The sequence below is a fragment of the Acidimangrovimonas sediminis genome (assembly GCF_002871005.1).
GTDB classification, from domain to species: Bacteria; Pseudomonadota; Alphaproteobacteria; order Rhodobacterales; family Rhodobacteraceae; genus Acidimangrovimonas; species Acidimangrovimonas sediminis.
The window spans coordinates 74,355-93,380 of sequence record NZ_PHSN01000016.1 but is presented as its reverse complement, the minus strand read 5'-3'; the positions used below and the strand labels follow the sequence as shown (position 1 = coordinate 93,380).

Annotated in this window: 16 protein-coding genes; 9 read left to right on the top strand and 7 right to left on the bottom strand. The window is 69.9% G+C overall.

The window, feature by feature from the left end; genetic code table 11:
• The first annotated feature begins 118 nt into the window (after positions 1 to 118).
• Together mnmH and selD are read left to right on the top strand one after the other, a co-directional pair.
• Positions 119 to 1,162, top strand: a complete 1,044-nt coding sequence (mnmH, locus tag CVV76_RS15225; protein WP_102225529.1) for a tRNA 2-selenouridine(34) synthase MnmH — start codon at positions 119 to 121, stop codon at positions 1,160 to 1,162.
• Positions 1,162 to 3,363 carry a selenide, water dikinase SelD gene (gene selD, locus CVV76_RS15220; protein ID WP_102225528.1) on the top strand — a complete coding sequence of 734 codons (2,202 nt, stop codon included), beginning with the start codon at positions 1,162 to 1,164 and terminating at the stop codon, positions 3,361 to 3,363. The genes mnmH and selD overlap by 1 nt, the downstream gene beginning before the upstream one ends.
• 28 nt (positions 3,364 to 3,391) lie before the next feature.
• On the opposite strand, the gene CVV76_RS15215 is transcribed toward selD, so the two are convergent.
• The 4 genes from CVV76_RS15215 to CVV76_RS15195 all read right to left on the bottom strand — a co-directional run bounded on the left by CVV76_RS15215 (position 3,392) and on the right by CVV76_RS15195 (position 11,032).
• Complete coding sequence (locus tag CVV76_RS15215) at positions 3,392 to 4,594, bottom strand: APC family permease (RefSeq protein ID WP_102225527.1); 1,203 nt, start codon at positions 4,592 to 4,594, stop codon at positions 3,392 to 3,394.
• A gap of 259 nt (positions 4,595 to 4,853) precedes the next feature.
• The gene (locus CVV76_RS15205; RefSeq protein ID WP_102225526.1) at positions 4,854 to 8,273 is read right to left on the bottom strand and encodes a DNA translocase FtsK; all 3,420 of its coding nucleotides are present in this window, start codon (positions 8,271 to 8,273) and stop codon (positions 4,854 to 4,856) included.
• 13 nt (positions 8,274 to 8,286) lie between these two features.
• Positions 8,287 to 9,468 carry an aminotransferase class I/II-fold pyridoxal phosphate-dependent enzyme gene (locus CVV76_RS15200; protein WP_102225628.1) on the bottom strand — a complete coding sequence of 394 codons (1,182 nt, stop codon included), beginning with the start codon at positions 9,466 to 9,468 and terminating at the stop codon, positions 8,287 to 8,289.
• A 232-nt stretch (positions 9,469 to 9,700) separates the two neighbouring features.
• Positions 9,701 to 11,032 (bottom strand): amidase, encoded by a 1,332-nt coding sequence (locus CVV76_RS15195; protein ID WP_102225525.1) that lies wholly within the window; start codon positions 11,030 to 11,032, stop codon positions 9,701 to 9,703.
• 218 nt (positions 11,033 to 11,250) lie between these two features.
• On the opposite strand from CVV76_RS15195, the gene CVV76_RS15190 reads away from it, so the two are divergent.
• Both CVV76_RS15190 and CVV76_RS15185 read left to right on the top strand, forming a co-directional pair.
• Positions 11,251 to 12,492, top strand: a complete 1,242-nt coding sequence (locus CVV76_RS15190) for an FAD-dependent monooxygenase (protein ID WP_102225524.1) — start codon at positions 11,251 to 11,253, stop codon at positions 12,490 to 12,492.
• Between the two features lie 9 nt (positions 12,493 to 12,501).
• Positions 12,502 to 12,954 (top strand): hypothetical protein, encoded by a 453-nt coding sequence (locus CVV76_RS15185; protein ID WP_102225523.1) that lies wholly within the window; start codon positions 12,502 to 12,504, stop codon positions 12,952 to 12,954.
• Between the two features lie 124 nt (positions 12,955 to 13,078).
• Here the strand turns inward: CVV76_RS15185 and CVV76_RS15180 are convergent, their stop codons facing one another.
• A complete protein-coding gene (locus tag CVV76_RS15180) occupies positions 13,079 to 13,603 on the bottom strand; it encodes a DUF3576 domain-containing protein (RefSeq protein WP_102225522.1) in 525 nt (174 codons plus the stop codon).
• Positions 13,604 to 13,875: 272 nt separating this feature from the next.
• Here CVV76_RS15180 and CVV76_RS15175 point away from each other — a divergent pair, with 272 nt between their 5' ends.
• Both CVV76_RS15175 and CVV76_RS15170 read left to right on the top strand, forming a co-directional pair.
• A complete protein-coding gene (locus CVV76_RS15175; protein ID WP_102225521.1) occupies positions 13,876 to 14,817 on the top strand; it encodes a porin in 942 nt (313 codons plus the stop codon).
• A gap of 121 nt (positions 14,818 to 14,938) precedes the next feature.
• Positions 14,939 to 15,598, top strand: coding sequence for a YggS family pyridoxal phosphate-dependent enzyme (locus CVV76_RS15170; protein ID WP_102225520.1), 660 nt, complete (start codon positions 14,939 to 14,941; stop codon positions 15,596 to 15,598).
• A 110-nt stretch (positions 15,599 to 15,708) separates the two neighbouring features.
• Here CVV76_RS15170 and CVV76_RS15165 read toward each other — a convergent pair whose 3' ends face one another.
• Positions 15,709 to 16,710 carry a polyprenyl synthetase family protein gene (locus CVV76_RS15165; protein ID WP_102225519.1) on the bottom strand — a complete coding sequence of 334 codons (1,002 nt, stop codon included), beginning with the start codon at positions 16,708 to 16,710 and terminating at the stop codon, positions 15,709 to 15,711.
• Between the two features lie 54 nt (positions 16,711 to 16,764).
• On the opposite strand from CVV76_RS15165, the gene CVV76_RS15160 reads away from it, so the two are divergent.
• From CVV76_RS15160 to CVV76_RS15150, 3 genes are all read left to right on the top strand, one after another.
• Entirely contained in the window at positions 16,765 to 16,980 is a 216-nt protein-coding gene (locus CVV76_RS15160; protein ID WP_102225518.1) for a putative signal transducing protein, read from the top strand.
• Positions 16,958 to 17,809, top strand: coding sequence for a tRNA1(Val) (adenine(37)-N6)-methyltransferase (locus CVV76_RS15155; protein WP_102225517.1), 852 nt, complete (start codon positions 16,958 to 16,960; stop codon positions 17,807 to 17,809). The genes CVV76_RS15160 and CVV76_RS15155 overlap by 23 nt, the downstream gene beginning before the upstream one ends.
• Before the next feature lie 74 nt (positions 17,810 to 17,883).
• Entirely contained in the window at positions 17,884 to 18,051 is a 168-nt protein-coding gene (locus CVV76_RS15150) for a YdcH family protein (protein WP_102225516.1), read from the top strand.
• Positions 18,052 to 18,279: 228 nt separating this feature from the next.
• Here CVV76_RS15150 and phbB read toward each other — a convergent pair whose 3' ends face one another.
• A complete protein-coding gene (gene phbB, locus CVV76_RS15145; protein WP_102225515.1) occupies positions 18,280 to 19,002 on the bottom strand; it encodes an acetoacetyl-CoA reductase in 723 nt (240 codons plus the stop codon).
• Positions 19,003 to 19,026 lie beyond the last annotated feature (24 nt).

Here is a 19,026-nt window from a genome sequence, read left to right as displayed (position 1 = left end):
GTAGATACGGCGGGGGCGGCGCGCGCCACGCTCCGGCCTCCTCTCCTTCCCGGTACAGCGGGGGGGTGCCCGTCTGCGCCCCCTTTCCAGCCTGCGGCTACCGCGCTAAGCCAAGCGGATGGCCGTGACCCTGACCTCCCTCTCCGACATCGCCGCGCTTGGCTTCGACAGCGTGATCGACGTGCGCTCGCCCTCCGAATTCGCCGAAGACCATGTTCCCGGCGCAATCTCGCTTCCCGTGCTGGATGACGAGGAACGCGCCCGCGTCGGCACGATCTACAAGCAGGACAGCCCCTTCAAGGCGCGCAAGATCGGGGCCGCGCTGGTGGCAAAGAATGCGGCGGCGCATATCCAGGGGCCGCTCGCCGACATGGATGGCGGCTGGCGCCCGCTGGTCTATTGCTGGCGCGGGGGGCAGCGCTCGGGCTCTTTCGCGATGATCCTGGGGCAGATCGGCTGGCGCGCGGAAACGGTGCAGGGCGGGTACAAGGCGTTTCGCGGTTTGGTGGTCAAGGCGCTCTACGAGACGCCGTTCCCGGCACCGGTCATCGTGCTCGACGGCAACACCGGCACCGCCAAGACCGACCTTCTGCACCTCCTGCGCGCCCGGGGCGTGCAGGTGATCGACCTCGAAGGCCTGGCCAATCACCGCGGGTCGCTTTTCGGTCACCGGGCCGGTGGGCAGCCAGCACAGAAAGGGTTCGAGACGGCGCTGGCGATGGAGATCGCGGCGCTCGACCCGGCCCGACCGGTGGTGGTGGAGGCGGAATCGAGCAAGGTGGGCGATCTGCGCCTTCCGCCGAAGCTGTGGCGTGCGATGTGCGATGCGCCGCGGATCCACGTCTCGGCCCCGCTTTCCGCGCGGGCGGCCTATCTCGCCCGGGCCTATGCCGACCTGACCGCCGATATCGCCGCGCTGCACGACGTCATCGACAAGCTGCGCCCGATGCAACCGGGCGAGGCGATCGAGCGGTGGCACGGCTACGCCGAGGCGGGCACGTTCGAGCCGCTGGCCGCCGAGTTGATGGAGATGCACTACGACCCGCGCTACAACCGGCAGCGCGCCCGCACGGCGGGCGAGGCCGGGCGCACGGTGATGGCGGAGGACCTGTCGGAGGCGGCGTTGCCCGATCTCGCCGACCGGATCCGGGACCTGATCTGATGCAGGTCCAGATCCCGGCCACGCGCGACCTCGTGCTGATCGGTGGCGGGCATGCCCATGCCCTGGTGCTGCGCCGCTGGGGGATGAAACCGCTGCCGGGGGTGCGGGTGACCCTGATCAACCCGCACCCGACCGCGCCCTATTCCGGCATGCTGCCCGGCCATATCGCGGGTCACTACCGGCGCGAGGAGCTGGAGATCGACCTCGTGCGCCTTGCGCGCCACGCCGGGGCGCGGGTGATCCTCGGCCGGGCCGAGGGGATGGACCTTGCCGCGCGCACGGTCGCCGTGCCGGGCCGGCCGCCGGTGGCCTATGACGTGGCCTCGCTCGACATCGGGATCACCACCGAGATGCCCGACCTTGCGGGGTTCGCCCTCCACGGTGCCCCGGCCAAGCCGATGGATGATTACGCCGCCCGGTGGGAGGCCTTCGTCGAGGCTGCCGCCCGGGGCGAGGCCGCGCCAGTGGTGGTCGTGCTGGGCAGCGGGATCGCGGGGGTGGAGCTTGCGCTTGCCTCGGCGCACCGGCTGCGCAAGGCCGGTGTCACACCGTCGGTGACCATCGTCGAGCGCGCGGCCGAGGCGCTGCCCAACATCGGCCCGGGCGCACGGCAGCGCCTTCTGGCCCACCTGCGGCGCGCCGGGGTCGAGGTTCTGACCGGTGCCACGGCGACAGAGGCTGCGGCAGAGGGCCTGCGTCTGTCGGACGGCCGGCTTCTGGCCGCCGGGTTCCTGCTGGGCGCGGCCGGGGCGCGGCCGCAGCCGTGGCTGGCCGCGACCGGGCTGCAACTGACCGATGGTCATGTCGATGTCGGCCCGACGCTGCAAAGCCTGTCTGATCCGGCTGTCTTCGCCGCGGGGGATTGCGCCCACCTGACCCATGCGCCGCGCCCCAAGGCCGGTGTCTTTGCCGTGCGCGAGGCGCCGTTCCTCTATGACAACCTGCGCGCGGCGCTGGGGGTGGGGCGGATGCGCGCCTACCAGCCGCAGAAGGATTATCTCAAGCTCGTCTCCACCGGCTTCAAGGGCGCGGTGGCCGACAAGGGGGGGCTGCGTCTGAACGGTCGCTGGCTCTGGCACTGGAAGAACCGGATCGACCGCAAGTTCATGCGCCGGTTCCTCGATCTGCCGCAGATGCCCGCCGCGCCCCTGCCGCCCGAGGTCGCCGCCGGGGTGGCCGAGGAACTGGCGGGGGGCAAGCCGCTGTGCGGTGGCTGCGGCGCCAAGGTGGGCCCCGGGGCGCTTCGCGCGGCGCTGTCGGGAATGCCCGCGCCGCAGCGGGCGGATACGCTGTCGGGGCCGGGCGACGATGCGGCGGTGCTGGCCCATGGTGCGGGCGTTCAGGTGATCACCACCGACCACCTGCGGGCGTTCACCGAAGACCCGTGGCTGATGGCGCGGATCGCGGCCACCCATGCCCTGGGGGACATCTGGGCGATGGGGGCCGCGCCGCAGGCGGCGCTGGCGCAGATCACGCTGCCGCGGCTTTCGCCGGCCTTGCAGGCCCGCACGCTGGCCGAGGTGATGGAGGCCGCGGGCGCCGTCTTCCGCGCTGCGGGGGCCGATCTGGTGGGCGGCCACACCTCGGTCGGGTCGGAGCTGACGCTGGGCTTCACCATCACTGGACTTGCGCCCCGGGCGACGGCCAAGGGCGGTGCGCAGCCGGGCGATCGGCTGATCCTGACCAAGCCGCTGGGCACCGGCACGATCCTTGCGGCCGAGATGGCCCGCGCCTCTGTCCCCGGCCTGTCGCTCGGTCGTGCGGTGGCGGGGTGCTTCGCCAGCCAGCAACGGCCCTTGTCGACCGAGGCCGGGATCCTGTCGCCGGTGGCCCATGCGATGACCGACGTCACCGGTTTCGGCCTTGCCGGTCACCTTGTCGAGATGCTCGACGCCTCGGGCTGCGCGGCGGAGCTGGAGCTGGGCGCGATTCCCTTCCTTGAGGGCGCGGTGGCGCTGGCGCGCGCCGGGCACCGCTCGACCCTCTACCCGGCGAACCGGGCGGCGGTGGCGGCGCGGATGACGCTGCCCGAGGGGCCGGAAGCGGACCTTCTGTTCGATCCGCAGACGGCGGGCGGCCTTCTGGCCGCGGTGCCCGGGGCGGAGGCGGATGCGATGCTGACGGCGCTGCGCGAGGCCGGCGTGGCGGCCGCGCTGATCGGCACTGTGACGGCCGGCGCGCCGCGGGTGCGCGCGGTCTAGGGCGCCGATGGTCCAGGGCGCCGGTGGTCTAGCCCCCCTCGGCCGGGGTGCCGAAGATCACGATCGCCGTCCCCAGCACGGCCAGCCCCGCGAAGACCCCGGTCAGAAGGCCGTCGTGCCGGCGCCGCGCCCGCATCGCGGCGATCGCCGCCTGCAGCGCGTAGTAGGCGGCAAAGGCGCGCGAGGCATAGGCGATGATCTGGAAGATGTCGGTCGTCCAGGTCAGCGCGATCCCCAGCACCCCCAGCACGGCATAGGCCTTGCGCGGGGTCAGCCGCCGCCGCGTCAGCTCCTCCACCAGGCCGCCGGCGCCGCCGGTATCGGCCACCGCCGCCGAGAACTGCGCGCTGAGCGCGGCAACCACCAGCAGGACCGGCAGGAGGGGCGAGACCTGCTTCATCAGGTCGATGATCGCGGTTTCCTTCAACGGCACGCTGTCGGCCTTGAAGGCATAGGCCATAAGCAGGATGTAGATCATGTAGATCACCGCCGCGACGATCTGCGCGATCCGCATCGACCGGATGCGCATCTTGCGGTCATAGCTGTCGCCCAGGTAGCGCGACGTCTCGAACCCCTGCACCGTGACGATCAGGCCGAAGCCGAGGGCGATCGCCTGCCAGCCGCCGATCTGCGGCGTCTCGAAGGTCAGGGCGTCGGCCGAGATCTTGTCACCGAAGAAGAAGCCAAGCCCGACCAGCAGGCCCGCGATGATCGCGAGCTTCACCGAGACGGAGCCGTATTCCATCCATTCCAGCCACTTGAACCCGCGGGTGAAGCCCACGCCGAGGATCAGGGCGAAGACCGCGGTGGTCACCACATGGGCGGCGATGTCACCATCGACCGGGGTGAGCGAGACGGCGAAGCCGCCGAACAGGTTGAGGTAATAGGCGACCGAGATCACGTAGGCGAAGGCCAGCGCCCATTGCGAGGCGGTATCGACCCAGTTCTCGGCGCGGGTCTGGTTCGCGTTCTCCTCGGCGCCGTCGGCCATGTTGAAGCGGATCGCCGCCCCGAAGGCCCAGGCGCCGAGGCAGAGCGCGGCCATGACGAAAGGCGCGGCCCAGCCGAACTTGTCCATCAGGATCGGCCCGAGGACGAGGAAGCCCGACCCGATGATCGATGCGAGTGGCGTGATCGAGGCGCGCCAGAGCTGACAGCGGGCGATGCGGGGAAAGGCGAAGACGGCCCCGACGAGGGCGCAGGCGATCAGGACGGCGATGTCGGTGGTCACGCGGCGTCATCCTCGTGGGTCGGGCCGGAAGGTGGCCCATCCCGGCTTAACGCACGGGCGCGCCGTTGGTTCAAGGGCCGGGAAGGTCGCGGGCCGGGAGGTCGTGGGTCGGGAGGTCGTGGGTCGGGAGGTCGTGGGTCGGGAGGTCGTGGGTCGGGGGCGAACGGGCGTACCCCGCAGGATCGCGCCGGTTGACCCGCGCAAAAGAAAACCGGGGCCCGAAGGCCCCGGCGTGTCACGCTCCGGCAGGGGAGGGCGGTTACTGTTCCGGTACCAGGATCTCGCGCTTGCCCACGTGGTTCGCGGGGCTGACGAGGCCGTTCTCCTCCATCTGCTCCACCAGGCGCGCGGCCTTGTTGTAGCCGATCGCCAGCTTGCGCTGGATGTAGGAGGTGGACACCTTGCGATCCTTGAGCACCACCGCGACCGCCTGATCGTACAGCGCATCCTCGCTGTCGGTATTGCCGCCGAGGCCCAGCACCGCGTCGATGTCGTCGGCCTTGTCGTCCTCCGGCCCCTCGACCACGCCCGACATGTATTCCGGCGGGCCGAAGCTTTTCAGGTGGTTGACGATGTCCTCGACTTCCTCGTCGCTGACGAAGGGCCCGTGGACGCGGGTGATGCGCGAGCCGCCGGCCATGTAGAGCATGTCGCCCATGCCCAGCAGCTGTTCCGCGCCCTGTTCGCCCAGGATGGTGCGGCTGTCGATCTTGGAGGTCACCTGGAACGAGATCCGGGTGGGGAAGTTCGCCTTGATCGTGCCGGTGATGACGTCGACCGAGGGCCGCTGCGTCGCCATGATCAGGTGGATGCCCGACGCCCGCGCCATCTGGGCAAGACGCTGGATGCAGGCCTCGATCTCTTTCCCCGCGACCATCATCAAATCGGCCATCTCGTCGACGATGACGACGATGTAGGGGAAGGATTTCGGCTGGAACTCCTCGGTCTCGAACACCGGCTCGCCCGTGTCCTCGTCGAACCCGGTCTGGATCGTGCGCTTGAACATCTCGCCACGGTCCAGCGCCTCTTTCACGCGGCCGTTGTAACCCTCGATGTTGCGCACGCCCATCTTGGACATCTTGCGGTAGCGCTCTTCCATCTCGCCCACGACCCACTTGAGGGCGACGACAGCCTTCTTGGGGTCGGTCACGACCGGCGACAGAAGGTGCGGGATGCCGTCGTAGACCGACAGTTCCAGCATCTTCGGGTCGATCATGATCAGCCGGCATTCCTCGGGCGTCAGCTTGTAGAGGAGCGACAGGATCATCGTGTTGATCGCCACCGACTTGCCCGAGCCGGTGGTCCCGGCGATCAGCAGGTGGGGCATCTTGGCGAGGTTGGCCACGACCGATCCGCCGCCGATGTCCTTGCCAAGCGCCAGCGGCAGCCGCAGGTGGCTGTCGCCGAAATCGCGGCTGGCGAGGATCTCGCGCAGCACCACCTTCTCGCGGTTGGCGTTGGGCAGTTCGATCCCGATGACCGAGCGGCCCGGCACGGTGGAAACCCGCGCCGACAGCGCCGACATCGACCGCGCGATGTCGTCGGCCAGACCGATCACGCGGCTGGCCTTGAGGCCCGGCGCCGGTTCAAGCTCGTACATCGTGACCACGGGGCCGGGGCGGACGCTGACGATCTCGCCCTTCACGCCGTAATCGTCGAGCACGGTTTCCAGCATCCGCGCGTTTTCCTCGAGCGCCTCGTCCGAGAGGTGATGACGCTCGATCTCGGCGGGGTTGGTCAGCAGGCTGAGCGGCGGATGCTCGTAGGCCGGGTGCCGGCTTTCCTCGAACCGCAGCGTGGGCTGGGCCTCGGCAACCGCCTGCCGCGAGGGCGGGGCGGGCTTGCGCAGGGCGTGCTGGACCACGCGCTTGGGCTCGGGCGCGGGCACGCGCGGGGCGGCAACCGGCGTGGGCGCCTGCGTCGACGGGTCGTAGCCCGCGTCGAAGCTGGCCGCGTCGTAGCCGTCGTCATAGGGTTCGTCCGACTGGTCGCCGATGCCGTAGGGGTAATCCTCCTCGTCGGCATGGACGACGGCAGGGGAGGGGGCCGCGCCCCGGGCCATCTCGGCGTCCTCGGCGGCGTATTCGTGGTGGCCGCGGTCGTCGTACCCCTGCGCGTTATATGTCTGGGTGTCATACCCCTGCGCGTCATAGCCGAGGGTGGCATAATCCGGGCGCGCGGCGGTGTCGTAGGCGCCGTGGTCCTCGGGGAGGTAATCGCCTTCGGGGATCTCGACGTCGACGGCCATGGGGGCGGGGCCAGGGCGCTGCTTCGGGCCACGCGCAAGGGCGGCGCCAACCGCGCGGCTGACGGCGGAAGAGGCCGCGGGTGCGGCGGCGGCGGCGGTCGCCGCGGTCACCGGGGGCTCGGCCCGGCCGGCGGAGGTCAGCGGCGGTTCGGCCCGGGATTCGGCGCGATTGGCCTTGCCGGCGCCAAAACGCGGCAGGCGGAACCGCGGCGCGACGTCCTCGGGGATCGTCACGGCCGGTTCTTCGCGCACCGGTGCGACCGGCTCGGGGCGGGCTTGTGACCGGGCGTGGATCGCGCTGGTGATGCGGGCGCGGATGCGATCCTCGCTGGGCGCGTCACCGTCCCAGTCGGCATTATGCGCCACCAGCTCCGGCTCGGGCGCGGGGGCGCGCTTCACGAGGCCCGGCATGCGCGACAGGAACGACCCCTTCTGCGACCCGGCCTGCGGTGCGGCCTCCTCGGGCGCGGTGGCATGGGGGCGGGGAGCCTGACCACGGGGGGCCGGGCTGCGGGGCGCATAGTCCTCGGGGGCCCAGTCGTCTTGCGCGGTATCGTCGATCAGCTCGTCCTGCTCCTCCTCGCGGGCCTCGACGAGGCGGCGCAGCGGAGAACCGGCGGCGCGGGTGCCCACGACCATCGGTTCGGGGCGCAGTGAGGTTTCGCCGGCGGCCTGGCGCGCGGCTCGGCCACGCGGCGCGTTCGCGCGTTCCTCCGCCGCCTCGGCACGGCGGTCGCGGCGGCGCTGCGCGGCGGCGACGGCAAAACCCGCGCTGCCCGAGGCGGTGCGGCCCATCGCCCTGAGGATCCCGGCATAGAGAAGGACCACGCCGAGCAGCAGGAAGCGGGTCAGAACCTTCACTTCGGACCGGTCGAAGCCGGTGACGAAGAGGCCCAGCACGATCACCCCGGCAGCGCTGATCAGCGACATCAGCTTCAGCCCGAAGGCCGCGCCGAACGGCACGAGGCCCAGCACCGCGCCCAGCACGGTATCGCCGAACAGGCCGCCAAGGCCAAAGCTGTGGTGCCAGTCGGCGCCGGGCGCGAGGGTCGAGGCATAGACCGACAGAACCGCCACGGCGATCGGGGCGAAGATCACCCGGTTCAGCGCCCGGTCCGATCCGCGGTGCAGGATGAAGCGCAGCCCCCAGACCGCCAGCACGACGACGATCCCCCAGGCCCCCCGGCCGGCGATGATCACCAGCGGCGAGGCGATGGTGGCGCCGAACCGGCCCAGAAGGTTCTGCGTCGGCCCGTCGGTCGCGGCCATCCAGCCCGGATCGCCTGCGGCATAGGAACCGAGGATGAGCGCCATCAGGAACGCCACGAACACCATGCCGACGCCGACCAGTTCGCGGCCGCGTCTTTCGAGGATCGCCTGCATCTTCTGGTCGAGAAGCGGATCGCGCTGTCTGATCTGATAGGAAGCCATGCCTGTCCTCACCTTACCCGTAGAGGCAGTCGCGGAGGAGGGTCAGTCCGCGCTGCATTTCGTCTGTTGGGGCCACCATCGCGACCCGGATGTATCCCTTGCCGGGGTTCTCGCCGCCCACCTCGCGCGCGAGATAGGCGCCCGGCAGGACCCGCACGCCGGTCTCCTGCCAGAGCCTGAGCGCCGCGGCCTCGCCGTCGTCGACCGGCAGCCAGAGGAAGAAGCCGCCTTCGGGCCCCTGGTAACCCTGGACGCCCGCGAAGACCCGGTCCGCGACACGGAACTTCTCCTGGTAGATCGCGCGCGAGGCCTCGACATGGGTCTCGTCGCCCCAGGCCCGCTCGGCCACCCGCTGCAGCGGCAGGGGCAGGGGCGCGCCGGAATAGGCGCGCACGCGCTTGATCTGCACCATGCCCTTCGCGCCGCCAGCCACGAAACCCGACCGCAGCCCGGGCAGGTTCGACCGCTTCGACAGCGAGTGGAAGACGAACAGCCGCTCGGGGTCGGCACCGCGCGCGCGGGCCACCGACAGCGCGCCGGTCGGCGGCGCGGTCCGCCAGATCTCGGAATAGCATTCGTCGGCGAAGACGATGAAGTCGTGCTTCTCCGCGAGATCCAAAAGGTCGGCGAGGTATTCGGGCGAGGCCACCGCGCCCTGCGGATTCGAGGGCGTGCAGAGATAGGCGATCGCGGTGCGGTCCAGCACCTCGGCGGGCAGGCCCGCGTAGTCGGGAAGGAAGCCGGTCGCCGCGGTCGCGGGCAGGTAGACGGGCTCGGCCCCCAGCGCCAGCGCCGAGAACGCGTAGACCCCGTAGAACGGGTTCGGCAGCAGCACCGCCGGGGTCTTGCCGCCCTTGGTCTCGGGGCAGAGCGCGAGGGCCGCGTTGAACAGCCCCTCGCGGGTGCCGTTCAGCGTCATCACCTGGCTGGCGGGATCGAGGAGCGTGCCGAAGCGGCGCCCGATCCACCCGGTGATCGCTGACAGAAGCTCCGGCGTGCCGTCGTTCGGGGGATACTTGCCGAAACCCTCGAGGTTGGCCGCGAGCACCTCGCCCACGAAGGGCGGCTGCGCATGCCGCGGCTCTCCGATCGTCATGGCGATCTGCGGCCCGCCCGGCTGGTGCGAGTCGAGAAGCGTCCTAAGACGCGGGAATGCGTAATCAGGCAGGTTCGAAAACCGCTCTGGAAATGCCATGTGCTGCCTCGTGACCGGGATCATCTCGCCCCGTTTCAGAGTTCAATGTACCGGCTCCCGCGCGCGGGGTCCAGAAAAACGCCCCGGTTCCGGGCAGTTATATGACTTGATTGTGGCTTTTTCGCCGAGCGGGTGATTCGGGCGGCGATGGCAGGGCCGGCGGGGGCGCTGCCCCCTGCACCCCCGGGATATTTCCGCTCAGAAGAAGAGCAGGGTGTGCGCCGGGCCCGCGTCAGCCGGGCAGCGCCCTTTCGGCGGCGGCGCCGAGTCGGAGGAGGCGTTCCTCGCTCATCGGCAGGCCGAGGAACTGGATGCCGGTCGAGGGTACCCCGGTGGGGAGCGTCAGGCCGGCGCTGCCCATCAGGTTGCCGATCCGGGTGTTGCGCAGGGTCAGCAGGTTCTCGGTGACATAATAGCGGTCGTCGGTCATCAGCCTTGCGGCCTCGGGCGGGAGGTTCGGGGCGCTTGGCAGGATGATCGCGTCGTAGCCGGCGACCCGGGCGGTCCAGGCCGCGCGCAGGGTGCGCAGGCGGCGCCAGCCGGCGACGTAATCCGCCGCCGCGGTGTCTGCGCCGCCGCGGAAGCGTTCGAGGATGCGCGCGAACATCTTGTCCGGCGCCGCCTCGATCACCTCGGACCAGATGCCATAGGCCTCGGCGGTGAAGAGCGCGCCGGCGAGGCCCATCGCCTCGGCCACCTCGGGCGCCTGGATCCGGTCGATCGTGGCCCCCGCGCGGGCGAGCCGGTCGCAGGCGGTTTCGAAGCCTTTCGCCGGTTCGGCGCGCAGGTCGTCGAGCGCCACGGTGTCGAGGATCGCGAGGCGGGCGCCCGAGAGGGTGGCGCCCTTCAGATCTGCGGGCGCCCCGCCCTCGATCAGCGCGAGCACCTCGGCCGCGTCCTCGACCGTGCGGGTCAGCGGGCCCACGGTGTCGAAGGTCTCGCACAGCGGCACGACGCCGTCGAGGCTGACGCGGCCATGGCCGGTCTTGAGGCCCACGAGGTCGTTCCAGGCGGCGGGGATGCGTACCGATCCGCCGGTGTCCGAGCCGATCGCCGCGGCCGCGAGCCCGAAGGCCACCGAGGCGGCGGCGCCGGACGAGGATCCGCCGGGCACGGCCGCGGGGTCGTTGATGCAGGGCGGCGTGGCGGTGACCGGGTTCAGCCCGAGGCCCGAGAAGGCGAGTTCCGACATGTGGGTCTTGCCGAGGCAGACCGAGCCGCCCAGCGTCGCCACCGAGAGCACGCGGGCGTCGGCCTTCGGGGTGCGGCCCTCGAGCAGGGCGGATCCTGCCTCGGTGGCGACGCCGGCACTGTCGAAGAGATCCTTCCACGAGATCGGCACGCCGTCGAGCAAGCCGGTACGCTGGCCCGCGACGGCCCGCGCGCGGGCGGCGCCGGCCTCGGCCAGCGCCCGCGGCGCGGTGACGCGGGCATAGATCCTGTCGCTGTCAGGGTGGGCCGCGATCGCGTCGAGGAAGGCCTGGGTCAGTGCGACCGGGTCGATGCGCCCCGCGCCGATCCCGCGCCCGAGATCCGATGCGCTCATCCGAAGCCAGTCTTCCATGCTCTGCCCTTTCGCCTGTTCGGCGCGACGGTAGCCGCAGGGGCGCGGATGGACAATCCCGGTGAAGGGGGCATAGTTGCGGCAACATTGCGGGGCCCCATTCGGGGGACCAAATTGCGGCGACCACATTGTTGGGGTCGCATTCCAAAAACCGCGGTCCCCGGCACCCCCCGGCGCATTCGGGCCGAGATGACGGGGAAGGGGCAAGGAGGCATCTGATGGACGGATCCAACGAGGACGGGCTTCACGACGTCATCGTCGTCGGCGGCGGGCTGAACGGGCCGGCGCTGGCACTGGCGCTGGCGCAGTCGGGGCTGCGCACGGTGGTGATCGACGCGCTGCCGGAGGCCGCGCGGGCGGCCGAGGATTTCGACGGCCGGGCCTACGCGCTCGCGCTGGCATCGCAGCGCATGCTGGCGGTGCTGGGGCTCTGGTCGCGGGTTGCCGACAGGGCGCAGCCGATCAACGAGGTAAAGGCCTCGGACGGGCGCGCGGGCGAAGGCCCCGCACCGCTGTTCCTGCATTTCGAGTCGGGCGAGATCGAGGAGGGGCCGATGGGCTTCATGCTCGAGGACCGGTTCCTGCGCGGGGCGCTGATCGAGGCGATGGCGGCCGAGCCGGGGATCACCCGGCTGTCGGGCGAAACCGTCGTCGCGCAGGAAATCGACGCGGGCGAGGCGCGGGTGACGCTGGCCTCGGGTCGCGCGGTGCGCGGGCGGGTGCTGGCGGGGTGCGACGGGCGGGCCTCGGGCACCGCGGTGCGGGCGGGGATTCGCCGCACCGGTTGGGGCTATGGCCAGACCGCGCTGGTCTGCGCGATCGAGCATGACCTGCCGCATCACGGCATCGCGCAGCAGTTCTTCATGCCGTCGGGGCCGCTGGCGATGCTGCCGCTGCCGGGCAACCGTACCGCGATCGTCTGGTCGGAGCGGGACGAGACGGCGAAGGCGATCCAGTCGCTGGATGACACGGCGTATCTGGAGGCGCTGCGGCTGAGGGTCGGCGATTACTTGGGCGGGATCCGGCTGGTCGGCAAGCGCTATACCTATCCGCTGAGCCTGACGCTGGCGAATTCCTATGTCGCGCCGCGGCTGGCGCTGGTGGGCGATGCCGCGCACGGGGTGCATCCGATCGCCGGGCAGGGGCTGAACCTGGGGCTGCGCGACGTGGGCGCGCTGGCCGAGGTGCTGGTCGAGGCGCAGCGGCGGGGCGAGGATATCGGCGCGCTCGACGTGCTGGAACGTTACCAGCGCTGGCGTCGGTTCGATTCGACACTGCTGGCGCTGGGGATGGACACGGTGAACCGGGTGTTTTCCAACGACAACCCGCTGCTGCGCGGGGTGCGCGACCTGGGGTTGGGCGCGGTGAGCGCGCTGCCGGGGCTGCGCCGGCGCTTCATCCGCGAGGCCGCGGGGCTGTCGGGCGAGGTGCCGCGGCTTCTGCGCGGCCAGGCGATCTGAGGTCGGCCGATGGCGGCGGCGCTTTCGGTGACACTGGTCTTCACGGTGGCGCTTGGCCTGTGGTGGGGGCGCGTGGCGCTTGCGCTCGGGATCGGCGCGGGGCTGGACCCGGTGCTGTCGGGCATGGGGGCGCTTGTCGCCGCGATGGCCGCCATGGTGCTGGGTCAGGGCCTGATCGCGCGCGGCGCCGGGCCGGTCGTCCGGGCCAGTCGGGGCTTTGCCGTTCTGGGCCTGTCGCTTGGTCTGGGCGCACTCCCGCTGGCCGTGCTTGCGATGCGCTCGGGGCAGTCGGCTGGGGCCGCGACCGGGCACAACCCGTTCGGAACGATCTTCGGCTCCGCCCTGGCGCCAATCCTGGCGGGTAACCTGATGGCCGGGGTGACGATCGTGGCCGCGGCGCTGGCGGCGGGGCTGTGTCTTCTTCTCTCTGCGGTGTTCGGGGCGATCGCTCCGCGAAGGTAGCGGTCTGGCCCGGGGCGCCGGCATTCGGAAATGAAAACGCCCTCGCGCGTGGCTGCGAGGGCGTCGGGGGGGGGGGGCAGCCCGGTGCAAGACGGCGGCCATGATAGGCCGCCGGTCCGGGGCGTCAGAGCTTGCCGTCGGCGATGCGCAGCTGGCGGGCGCGGGTCAGGATCGCATCCTCGACCGCGCGCTGGGTCGCGGCGCTGACCGGGCCCGACCGGGTGGCCAGCGCGACATGCAGCGAGCGCGCGTCGAGTGCCGGGTCCTGCACGTAGACCGTCGCGCGGTAGGCGCGGCCGCCGCCGGGCGGAGTGCCGTAGCCGGTGATGATCACGCCCGAGAACGGATCGACCGATTCGACGGGCAGGAAGTTCAGCACGTCGAGCGCGGCATTCCAGATATACTTGTTCACCTCGATCGAGGTGTTGGGGTTCTTCTTCTTGCCGAAGACGTCCCAGATCGAAGACCGGTTGTTGATCTTTTCCTTGGCGGTCAGCCCGGCCGGATCGGTCGGGTTCGCCTCGGTCGCCTGAACCCGCTGCGGGTTCGGCTTGCCGAACAGGTTGCCGCTGCTGATTCCGCCGCAGGCCGCCACAGTTGCGACCAGGCCGCCCAGGACCCCCGCGCGGAGAATGCGTGCCAAGCTCATACTGCCTGCCCCTTTCCGTTTCGGCCTGTCTAGCCGAGCATCCCGAGGGGAACAAGGCTTTTGCAGCGCACGCGAAAGGGCCTTTCACGCGAGTACGGCAGCAGCGTGGCGGGGCGGTGAAGCCACTGTGGCAAAGCTGCACCAATTTTCCGGGGTTTCTGGATGCCCGGGGAGTTCACCTTGCATTGAAAGGGGGGAAACGGGAAATAGGGCCATACCCAATTTGGAATGTCCCGAGTTGGGCCGCACCTTTTGAGACAACGAGGGAAACCATGAAAAAGATCCTCCTTGCCACGGCTGCTGTCGCGCTGACCGCCGGCGCCGCCGCCGCGGACGGCGTGTCCTTCTCGGGCTATGGCCGTTTCGGCGTCGTGTACAACAACAAGCCGGGCGACGGTAACAAGAAAGCGAACATCACGTCGCGCTTCCGTCTGAACATCGCCGCGACCAAGACGACCGACTCGGGCGTCGAGTTCGGTGCGAAGTTCCGCATCCAGGGCGACCAGGGCACCATCGTGGGTTCGTCGCGTTCGCAGGCGATGACCAACAACGCCGCGACCTTCTGGGCGAAATCGGGCCCGTTCACCCTGCAAGTGGGTAACGTTTCGGACGCCATCGACGCCGACAACGTTTACTACAACGGCGACCTCGGTCTGCTCGGCTGGGGTGACCAGGAAGTCATCGCCGGCACGGGCTTCTGGGGCTACGGTTCCTCGGCCTACTCGAACGGCAACCAGGTCGGCGTCCTCGCCACCTACGCCGCCAACGGCCTGACCGTGAACATCTCGTACGTCACCCCGGACCAGACCCTGAAGTCGAACCCGACCCAGGACGACGAGAAAGCGATCGCGATCGACTACACCATGGGCGCTTTCGCCATGGGCGTGGGCTACGTGAAGAACCCGGGCTTCGCCACCGACGGCAGCGCCTCGTTCGCTTCGTTCCAGTACTCGTTCGGCAAGTCGACCATCGGCATCCAGGCCGGCAACAAGACCGCGGGTCTGGGCAACCAGTACACCCTGTTCGGCAACACCACCCTGGTCAACGGCATCGGCCTCCAGGCCTATGTGACCAAGGACAACGTCGACGCCGACACCACCGGCTACGGCCTGGGCATGAGCTACGACCTCGGCGGCGCGACGCTGCTGGGTTCGGTCGCCAAACTGCGCGACACCTCGACCCAAGCCGACTTCGGCGTGAAGTTCTCGTTCTGATCCAGAACAGAACCTCGGTTCAGGGAAGAGCGGGCTTCGGCCCGCTCTTTTCTTTTGCGCCTCCACTCTTTTCTTTCCGGCGGGTCTATGGCCTTTTGGCGGCCTGACGGACGGAGGCGGAATGGGACTTTCCGAGATCATGGACCGCGTGCGCGCGGCAGAGGCGAAGGCGGGCAGGGCCGAGGGTTCGGTCCGGCTGATCGCGGTGTCGAAGGTGCAGCCCGACGAACGGGTCGAGGCGGTGCTGGAGGCGGGGCACCGGCTTTTCGGCGAGAATTACGTGCAGGAGGCCGCCGGAAAATGGCCGGCCTTCCGCGCCCGGTACGAGGGCGTGTCCGTGCACATGATCGGCCCGCTGCAATCGAACAAGGCCCGGCAGGCGGCTGAGCTGTTCGACGCGATCCACACGCTGGACCGCGCCTCGCTCGCGAAGAAGCTGGCCGGCATCGCGCAGGAACGCGGCACCTGCCCGGAGCTTTTCGTGCAGGTCAACACCGGGGAGGAGCCGCAGAAGGCGGGCGTTCTGCCGGCCGACGCGGATGCCTTCATCGCCGAATGCCGCGCACGCGACCTGGCGCTGGAGGGGCTGATGTGCATCCCCCCGGACGGCGCCGACCCGGCCCCCCATTTCGCCGCCCTCGCGGGGATCGCCGAGCGCAACGGTCTGAGCGGCCTGTCGATGGGGATGAGCGCCGATTTCGAGACAGCCATCGCCCATGGCGCCACGCATGTTCGGGTGGGCAGCGCGATCTTCGGCGCGCGCGATTATTCGAAGGGCTGAGCGGGCGGCGGGGACAGGAGCGAGGGGCCGTCTGCCCCTCGCGCTCCCCGAGGATATTTCCGCTCAGAAGAAGGAGGGGCCGGTTGCGGCCCGCTCTGTCAGAATCCCCGTCAGGCGACCCGTTCGACGACGTAATCGGCCAGATCGCGCAGCATGTCGCGCAGCTCGTGGCGGGGCAGGGGGGTGAGCGCGTCCTTGGCGCGGTTGGCCCAGGAGAGCGCCTCGGCGCGGGTGGCCTCGAGCGTGCCGTGACGCGCCATCAGGGCCATCGCCTGCTCGAGGTCGCCTTCGCGCTGGTCGCCCTTCTCGATCACCCGCGACCAGAAGGCGCGTTCCTCGGCATCGGCGGCGGCCACGGCCTTGATCACCGGCAGGGTCAGCTTGCGCTCGCGGAAGTCGTCGCCCACATTCTTGCCGATCACCGCGCTGGTGCCGCCGTAGTCGAGCAGGTCGTCGACGATCTGGAAGGCGATGCCGAGCGCGTCACCATAGGCGTGAAGCGCCGCGACCTGATCATCGGGCGCGCCGGCGATCACGCCGCCGACTTCGGTCGCCGCGGCAAACAGCGCCGCCGTCTTGCCGCGGATCACCTGAAGGTAGATCCCTTCGTCGGTCTTCAGGTCCTGCGCCGCGGTGAGCTGCAGCACCTCGCCCTCGGCGATCACCGCGGAGGCGTTCGACAGGATCGACAGCACGCGCATGTTGCCGCTGTCGGTCATCAGCTGAAACGACCGCGCGAAGAGGTAGTCGCCCACCAGCACCGAGGATTTGTTGTCCCACAGAAGGTTCGCCGTGGGCCGCCCGCGGCGCTGCTTGCTTTCGTCGACGACGTCGTCGTGCAGCAGCGTGGCGGTGTGGATGAACTCCACCGTCGCGGCAAGGTGAATGTGGTAGGGGCCGGCGTAGCCGCAGAGCCGCGCGGCCGCCAGCGTCATCATCGGGCGCAGGCGCTTGCCCCCGGCCTCGACCAGGTGCGCCGTCACCTCGGGGATGCGCGGCGCATGTTCACTGGCCATCCGGTCGCGGATCAGCGCGTTCACCCCCGCCATGTCCTCGGCCAGCGCGCGGGCCAGCCGGTCCTGCGGTTTGTCGGCGGATTCCATCAGCCCCATGGTTGCCCCACATGTTCTCGACATTGACCGGCGATTGGACTTAACTCGCGGGTCATGAAAGAGCTTCTGCGCACGACCGATCCGACGATCATCGCCTTCGCCACGGCGCTTCTGCAAGGCGAGGGTATAGACGCCTTTCCGCTCGACGTAAACATGAGCGTACTCGAAGGGTCGGTCGGCATATTGCCGCGGCGGCTGATGGTGCGCGAGGCGGATCACTTCCGCGCCACCAGCATCCTGCGCGACAATGACATCGACCCCGGGCGCTGACGGCGGGTTCGCCGAGGCAGAGCTTTCCGAGGACGGGTTCCTTGGCGGGCGGCTGCGCATCGTGCAACCGCGCGCGGGCTACCGGGCGGCGACCGATCCCGTGCTGCTGGCCGCGGCCTGCGCGGCCACGCCGGGTGCCGCGGTGCTGGAGCTGGGCTGCGGCGCGGGAGTGGCCTCGCTTTGCCTCGGCGCGCGGGTTCCGGGCGTCGCTCTGACGGGGCTGGAACTGCAGCCCGCCTATGCCGGGCTGGCGCGGCGCAACGCGGCGATGAACGGAAGCCCGCTCGAGGTGCTCGAGGGCGACGTGTCAGCGCTGCCCGGGGCCCTGCGCGCACGACACTTCGATCACGTCATCCTGAACCCGCCCTGGTATCCGGCGGGCGGCGGCACGCCGGCGCGGGACGCCGGGCGAGAGACCGGGCTGCGCGAGGCGACGCCGCTGTCGGTGTGGATCGACGCCGCGACCCGCCGACTGCGGCCCGGCGGCTGGCTGGTCGCGATCCAGCTGGCCGAGCGGCTGCCCGATCTTCTGGCGGCCTGCGACGGGCGGCTGGGCAGCATCGATCTTCTGCCACTGGCGCCGCGTGCCGGGCGGCCGGCCGGGCGCATCCTGCTGCGGGCGCGCAAGGGCGGGCGCGGGGCGTTCCGGATGCTGGCGCCCTTCATCCTGCACGCCGGCAGCGGGCATGACGGCGGGCAGGGAAGTGGGCACACGGATGCGGCCGAGGCGATCCTGCGCGAGGGCGCGCCGCTTGCCTGGGCGCCACGCTCATCCGCCCTTAAGGTTTCGGCAACTTTTGGCGGGTCCAATGGCGGTGATGGCGCGTGACCGGGACAGAGGGATGACACGACTCGGCAAACGTGCTGTCATCAAACTGTTCCATTCAGCAGAGGAGGAAGACCATGTCGATGACGTCCCACCTGCAGGAGCTGCGGCGCAAGCACCAGAATCTTTCCGACAAGGTGGAACAGGCGCAGCGAAACCCCGCGACCGACGGGCTCACGATCGCTGAGATGAAGAAGCAGAAACTCCGGCTGAAAGAGGAAATTCAACGGCTTAGCCAGTCCTAGGCCAGCGTGCCCCCGGGCCACGCGTTCTTGGCGGGCGCCGTGGTGCTGGGGCGTCGGCGGGAGCAGGATGTACCCGCCCCCGTTTCCTGTGTGGGCGACGGCCCTGTATCGCGCGTAAAAGCACGATACTTCGCATAGCCCATCCTGCAATAACAAAGGCCCCGCCGGGGGGCGAGGCCTTTGGACCCGTTCGGCACGCTGGCCTTGTCAGTTGCGGGGCCTTTGCCGTCAGACGAAGAACTGGCCGCCATTCGCGGTAATGGTCGATCCGTTGGTGAATTCCGCGTCGTCCGAGACGAGGAAGACCACACAGCGCGCAATCTCTTCGGGGCGGCCAAGTCGGCCGGTCGGAATTTGCGCGATGATCGACTCGCGCACCTTCTCCGGCACCGCCATCACCATCTCGGTCGCGATGTAGCCCGGGCAAATCGCGTTCGCGGTGATTCCGAAGCGTGCACCTTCCTGTGCAAGGCTCTTGACGATCCCGAGATCCCCCGCCTTGGTCGCCGCGTAGTTCACCTGGCCGAACTGCCCTTTCTGGCCGTTGATCGATGAGATCACGACGACGCGGCCGAACTTGCGTTCGCGCATGCCCGGCCAGACCGGGTGCACGGTGTTGAACACGCCGGTCAGGTTGGTGTCGACCACTTGGTGCCATTGCTCGGGCGTCATCTTGTGGAACGGGGCGTCGCGGGTGATCCCGGCATTGGCGACGACCACGTCGATCGGGCCGAGATCGGCCTCGACCTGCGCCAGACCTGCCTTCGAGGCTTCGTAATCGGCGACGTTCCACTTGTAGGTCTTGATCCCGGTCTCTTCGGTGAATTTCGAAGCGGCCGCGTCGTTGCCGGCATAGTTGGCGGCAACCTTGTAACCCGCGTCTCTCAGCGCCACCGATATGGCCGCACCGATGCCCCGGCTGCCGCCGGTGACGATCGCAACTCTCGACATGATTCCTCCCGCACTTCTGACTTG